This is a genomic window from Evansella tamaricis, assembly GCF_019042215.1.
Lineage (GTDB): Bacteria > Bacillota > Bacilli > Bacillales > Salisediminibacteriaceae > Evansella > Evansella tamaricis.
This window is the reverse complement of sequence record NZ_JAHQCS010000086.1, coordinates 25513-31738: the sequence shown is the minus strand read 5'-3', so window position 1 is coordinate 31738 and position 6226 is coordinate 25513. Positions and strand designations below refer to the sequence as shown.

Here is a 6226-nt window from a genome sequence, read left to right as displayed (position 1 = left end):
TTTTCTTAAAAGGTAAAAATTTAGAAGTTTTGCACCTTCGGGCAAGTTGTCCAGCTCCAGCGCCTACTCGCATGGGAACTGAAAAAGTGGTGCTCTTCCACTTTTACAGTCCCTAAGCAATGAGTGTAGCCGTCGCAATCTTTAAAAAGCATGATAGGAGTGGTTTTCTCCTATCATGCGAGCGACGAGCGCAGCCATTGCCAAACTAATAAAAGGAACTGAAAAAGTGGTTTTAAACTTTTTCAGTTCCTTCATATTCGCTGCGGGGCACTTCGGAAGTGACAACTGAAGTCGAAGAGCGGACTTCTAGTTGTCATTCCTCCACTGCCCTACGCTCGTGACCCTAGGCGCTTGCGCTTTTCTTATTAAATATAAAATTTTTATAGAATAGATGTTTAGTTCCTAGTTACTATCACTTTTCTTGCTTTCATCTTGTATTTTAGTTAATATACATGGGACATACAGAAAATTAAATTTTTGTTGAAAAACTTTTTGGGTAAGTTGTTTAGGAAGTGGCGTCAGTGGGAATAAATGGTAAAAAGTACTGCTATTTTTGGTAAAAGAGGTAAAAAAGTCTTAAAAATACAATGAATTCCGCAAAAATTGTTGAATTATTTATCAGTTTCGTATAACATAAGCCTTGTTATCCCATGATTTAAGGATAAACAAGTATAAAAAGATTATTTTTGTGAAAGAAAAGGAATAACAACTTATTAATGGGAGGAGGTGAATGGTATGAATAAGACAGAACTTATCAATGCAGTTGCAGAGAAAACAGATCTTTCTAAAAAAGATGCAACAAGTGCTGTTGATGCAGTCTTTGACGTCATCACTGGTTCTCTTCAAAATGGTGAAAAAGTACAATTGATCGGATTCGGTAACTTCGAAGTACGTGAGCGTGCAGCACGTAAAGGTCGTAACCCACAAACTGGGGAGGAAATCGAAATCCCAGCAAGTAATGTACCAGCATTTAAACCTGGTAAAGCCCTTAAAGATGCTGTTAAATAACATACATACGGGGCAAGGATAAAGAAGGGTCGCACTTTATGCGGTCCTTTTTTTCTTTTAGATAGAGTAAGACGTCCTTATCTTTTATCTGACATATTCTCTTTAGCTTTTTAATTACTTGTATTAAGTGTTCTACCGTGCTAGAATTTTATCGAATTATTGACTCTACCGAATGGAGGCATTTTCATTGAGTAACGTTGACCATGAAAAAATAGAAAAGGCCGTAACAATGATTTTAGAAGCTATTGGAGAAGACCCAAACCGTGAAGGATTAATTGACACTCCAAAGCGGGTTGCCAGAATGTATGAGGAAGTCTTTCAAGGGTTAAACCAAGATCCGACAGAGCACTTTGCCACGGTTTTCGGGGAAGATCATGAGGAACTCGTATTAGTGAAGGATATCCCATTTTATTCTACGTGTGAACATCATTTAGTTCCGTTTTTTGGGAAAGCCCATATTGGATATATACCACGTGGTGGGAAGGTTACTGGTTTAAGTAAATTAGCCCGTGCCGTTGAAGCGGTCACTAGAAGACCTCAACTGCAGGAGCGAATCACCTCTACAATTGCAAACGCTATTGTGGAAAAATTAGAGCCACTTGGGGTAATTGTTGTGGTAGAAGCAGAACATATGTGTATGACCATGAGAGGTGTAAAAAAACCAGGTTCTAAAACGGTAACCTCAGCAGTGCGTGGGGCCTTTGAGAAAAGTGCTGCAGCGAGAGCCGAAGTTTTATCCCTAATAAAAGAATAAGTGAATGGAAGGGGCATGAGGATGGCACAATCAAATGAGTACATTGTCATTAAGGCCGAAGAGGATGGTGTTAATGTAATTGGTTTAACAAGAGGGTCAGACACTAGATTTCACCACTCTGAAAAGTTAGATAAAAATGAAATAATGATTGCACAATTCACAGAACATACCTCAGCAATAAAAATCAGGGGAAAAGTTAAGGTCCAAACAGCACACGGAGAAATGGCCAGTGACAAATAAAGCGGTGAATACCGCTTTATTTTCTGTATGCTAATCCGATTTTTTTTAAAAGAGAGTATATGTTTTTGCACCTTCGGGCATTGTCTAGCTCCATCGCCTACTCGCTACGGGGCACTTCGGAAGTGACAACTGAAGTCAAAGAGCGTACTTCAGGTTGTCATTCCTCCATCGCCCTACGCTCGTGATCCTAGGCGCTTGCGCTTTTCTTAATGTGAATAATGGATATTTGGGTTTTATTAACAACAAAAGCCTTTACCTTATCCCTGGTTGTCAAATATGGTATACTTATTATGTATTTTATTTTAAAAAAGTAAAGTGGACGAGACTTTGAGCTGGGGGACCTTTGAGATGACATCCGTTTATTATCTGAACGAAGAATTAAATGAGATTATTGAAAGCTTTTATACACGGGTAAAGCACCCTTATTTACAAAAATACATAGATAAACCTGTTATTGACAGGGATCAAGCTTCGTTACTGTTTTTGTTGCTTAAACATAAAGGGGCTGAACCTTCCTATATTAGCCAATGCATTATTACCACCATTCTTGTACAAGCAGCTCTAGACACACATGAAAAGGTTGGGGTAAATCAGTATTTGTCGGATTCAATGAATAAAAAGCGGCAGCTTACTGTGTTGGCAGGTGACTATTATAGCAGTCTTTATTATTACTTTCTCTCAAAGGTGAATGATGTTGCTCTCATTCGAGTACTTGCCCAGTCGATACAGGAAATAAATGAATCCAAAATGAATGTATACAAGATGGAGGATAATGATGATATCCCGTCCTTAAGTGATGTCATTACTGTTGACGCTTCTCTTTTAAGAAATATTGCCAACTCTTTAAATTTGTCTGATTGGAAAAAGATAATAGAAGATTTTTTCTTTTTTAAGAGACTTTTAAAGGAGAGGTTAATGTGGATAGATGGTAAAGTGGCAGGAAATATAGCAAACATATTCATCAAAGAAAAAACTGGTCAAAGAATAGTTGGACAAGAAGACTATATTCTAAAGCAGTTCGACCGTCATATTGAAATGACAAAAGACAGGCTCATTAATATTACCCATAATTGGACATCGTTACGTGGATTTATTCATACACGGATACAAGATTTGCTAAATGAAAATCGTTACGATGAGCAGTATGTGGCAGAGGAAGGATAACATATGGGGCAATCAAAAGAAGAGCGAGTGCATCAAGTATTTGAATCTATTTACGATAATTACGATAAAATGAACTCCATTATTAGTTTTCAACGACACATATCATGGCGGAAAGATACGATGAAACGAATGGCAGTTCCTAAAGGTGCAATTGCATTAGATGTTTGCTGTGGTACAGCCGACTGGACAATTGCCTTGGGTAAAAGTGTTGGGAACAGCGGGAAAGTGATTGGGCTGGATTTCAGTAAAAACATGCTATCTGTTGGGGAAAAAAAAGTAAAGGAAAATAGTTTATCTAATGTGGAACTGGTTCATGGCAATGCCATGGATTTGCCATTTGAAGACAATACATTTGATTATGTAACGATCGGATTCGGCCTTCGAAATGTACCAGACTACATGAAAGCGCTAAAAGAAATGAGACGGGTGATAAAGCCGGGTGGCCTAGTTGTTTGCCTTGAAACTTCTCAACCAACCCTTGTTGGTTACAAACAATTATACTGGCTGTATTTCAGATACATTATGCCCCTGTTTGGAAAAATCTTTGCTAAAAGTTATAAAGAATACTCGTGGCTGCAGGAGTCAACAGAAGTTTTTCCTGGAAAGAAAGAATTAAAACAAATGTTTCTCAAGGCTGGTTTTGAAAAAGTTACGTATAAATCATACTCTGGCGGTGTAGCAGCTGCCCATTTTGCCACAAAACAATGATTTGATTTCAGCTACTGTCATGATAAGTGAGGATTAAAATATGAAAAAAATAAAAATCATTTTAGAAATGATCAAGTTTGAACACACCATCTTTGCATTACCATTTGCTTTTTTGGGGGCAGTTCTTGGAAGTCTCCTCCTAGAAGGAAGATGGCCAACAGCCAGTGAGTGGCTTTGGATTACATTAGCAATGGTTGGTGCCCGTAGTGCGGCAATGTCATTAAATCGCTTAATCGATGCTAAAATCGATAAGGAGAATCCCCGAACGGCCGAAAGGGCAATACCTGCCGGTTTAATCTCAAAATTAGAAACATTGGTCTTTATTATACTTTCCTTTGCTTTATTATTTTTCTCTGCTTTTCAGTTAAATATGTTGGCAGTTTACTTACTCCCAGTTGCGGTTTTCTTTTTAGTCATTTATTCCTATACAAAACGCTTCACTTGGCTTTGCCATGTTTTTCTAGGTATTACTATTGCCATTGCTCCCCTTGGGGGGTGGGTAGGGACTACTGGCACATTAACGTGGGAAGCCGTAATGCTTTTTATTGGGGTTGCCTTATGGACAGCAGGTTTTGATGTGATTTATGCCACCCAAGATGCAGACTATGACAAAAGCGTTAACCTGTATTCTATTCCAAGTTTCTTTGGTATTAAGAAGGCATTGTATATTGCCCGTGGTTTTCATATTCTTAGTTTTATGGCAATGATCAGTCTGTTCTTTATTACTCCATTAAGCTGGATCTACTTAGTGGGTGTGTTAATTGTTGGTGCAATCATGGTATATGAACACTCTTTAGTGTCTCCCAATGACTTATCTAAAGTTAATGTTGCATTCTTTACAATGAACGGAATTATTAGCATGGTAATGCTCGCATTTACGTTAGGGGATTTACTCTTATGATTGAAAAAAAAATATTTACTGTAGGTATCACTGGTGCAAGTGGTGCTATTTACGGTGTGAGACTTGTGGAAACACTGCTAAAACAAGATCATCAAGTTCACCTTCTTATGACTGATGCTGCTTGGCAAGTTTTCTTTTATGAGCTGAACGAAGATGTGGCAGACCGTGAACTATGTCTTGAACGGGTATTTGGTAAAAGTGATAACTTGTATTATCACACTCAACAAGATTTTTCAGCTCCGATAGCGAGTGGGTCTGCTAAGAATGACGGCATGATTATCGTACCTTGTTCAATGGGTACATTGGCAAAAATTGCCCATAGTATTTCCGGGAATTTACTAGAGAGAACCGCAGATGTGATGCTGAAAGAACGGAGACGGTTAATCATCGTTCCGAGGGAAACTCCACTTCATTCCACCCATTTAGAAAATATGAAACGATTAAGTGATCAAGGGGCGCAAATCGTTCCGGCAATGCCGGGGTTTTATCATCAACCAAAGACAATGGATGATATTATTCATTTTGTAGTGGGGAAAATTTTGGATCAAGTTGAGGTAGAGCATGACCTTTTCAAGCGGTGGGGGGGATAATATGAGTCTTGTAATAGGAGAAATTTCATATACAAATATACTTCCATTTTTTTATTATGTTGACCGGGAGCTTCTGAAGCAAAGGGGCTGTGAATTTATTCCGAAGGTTCCTTCGAAGTTAAACGTAGGAATGGCAGACGGAAGCGTGGATTTAGGGGGAATTTCCTCCTTTGCTTATGGAGAACACAGTTCAGAGTATCTTTTACTACCGAATTTTTCTGTATCATCTTATAAAGATGTTGGATCAATCTTTTTATTTTCTAAAGTTCCAATTACGCAATTAGACGGTAAATCCATTGCTTTAACTTCCAGTTCGGCAACATCGGTCAATCTATTAAAGATAATTATAAATAAATTTTACGAGATGAACGCAGTATTCGAAACAGTTGCTCCGGATTATGAATCGATGATGGAAAGCCATGATGCCTGTTTATTGATTGGTGATGATGCTATTGTTAACAGATGGAATACAGATGGTAATATACATCGATATGATTTAGGGGCATTATGGAACCATTTCACAGGATATCCCATGACATACGCTGTTTTTGCCGTTAATGAACGAGCGTGGAAAAGGGAACCTGATCTTTTGATAGAAGTTTATAACCAGTTTAAAAATAGTAAAGAGACTTCTTTTCAAAATCATTATGTGGATATGATTAAATCAATTCAAAACCAAATGGGCGGTTCGTTTTCCTTTTGGGAACAATATTTTAGTGGGTTAAATTTCGATTTGACAGAAAAGCATGTAGAGGGTCTTTATCACTTCTTTTATCTTGCCTATGAATTAAACCTTTTGTCTAATAAAGTGGAAAAAATATCCCTTTGGCACCCCACTGAACATTGTCATTCTGTATAGCA

At 38.0% G+C, this 6226-nt stretch carries 8 protein-coding genes; all 8 read left to right on the top strand.

The genetic code is table 11. The features are described 5' to 3' along the window. The first annotated feature begins 735 nt into the window (after window positions 1-735). Window positions 736-1008 (top strand): HU family DNA-binding protein, encoded by a 273-nt coding sequence (locus KS419_RS08800; RefSeq protein WP_217065917.1) that lies wholly within the window; start codon window positions 736-738, stop codon window positions 1006-1008. A 187-nt stretch (window positions 1009-1195) separates the two neighbouring features. Continuing rightward, the gene (gene folE, locus KS419_RS08795) at window positions 1196-1762 is read left to right on the top strand and encodes a GTP cyclohydrolase I FolE (protein ID WP_217065915.1); all 567 of its coding nucleotides are present in this window, start codon (window positions 1196-1198) and stop codon (window positions 1760-1762) included. A 21-nt stretch (window positions 1763-1783) separates the two neighbouring features. Beyond that, complete coding sequence (gene mtrB / locus KS419_RS08790) at window positions 1784-2002, top strand: trp RNA-binding attenuation protein MtrB (RefSeq protein WP_217065914.1); 219 nt, start codon at window positions 1784-1786, stop codon at window positions 2000-2002. 348 nt (window positions 2003-2350) lie between these two features. After that, on the top strand, window positions 2351-3166 hold the full coding sequence (locus KS419_RS08785) for a heptaprenyl diphosphate synthase component 1 (protein ID WP_217065912.1): 816 nt from the start codon (window positions 2351-2353) through the stop codon (window positions 3164-3166). A gap of 3 nt (window positions 3167-3169) precedes the next feature. Next, window positions 3170-3874: a demethylmenaquinone methyltransferase gene (locus KS419_RS08780; RefSeq protein WP_217065910.1), complete on the top strand. Its 705-nt coding sequence runs from the start codon at window positions 3170-3172 to the stop codon at window positions 3872-3874. Between the two features lie 40 nt (window positions 3875-3914). Next, window positions 3915-4775, top strand: coding sequence for a UbiA-like polyprenyltransferase (locus KS419_RS08775; protein WP_217065909.1), 861 nt, complete (start codon window positions 3915-3917; stop codon window positions 4773-4775). Continuing rightward, window positions 4772-5365 carry a UbiX family flavin prenyltransferase gene (locus KS419_RS08770; RefSeq protein WP_217065907.1) on the top strand — a complete coding sequence of 198 codons (594 nt, stop codon included), beginning with the start codon at window positions 4772-4774 and terminating at the stop codon, window positions 5363-5365. Before KS419_RS08775 ends, KS419_RS08770 begins: the two co-directional genes overlap by 4 nt. A gap of 1 nt (window position 5366) precedes the next feature. Beyond that, the gene (locus tag KS419_RS08765; RefSeq protein WP_217065905.1) at window positions 5367-6224 is read left to right on the top strand and encodes a menaquinone biosynthesis protein; all 858 of its coding nucleotides are present in this window, start codon (window positions 5367-5369) and stop codon (window positions 6222-6224) included. The last annotated feature ends 2 nt before the right edge of the window (window positions 6225-6226 follow it).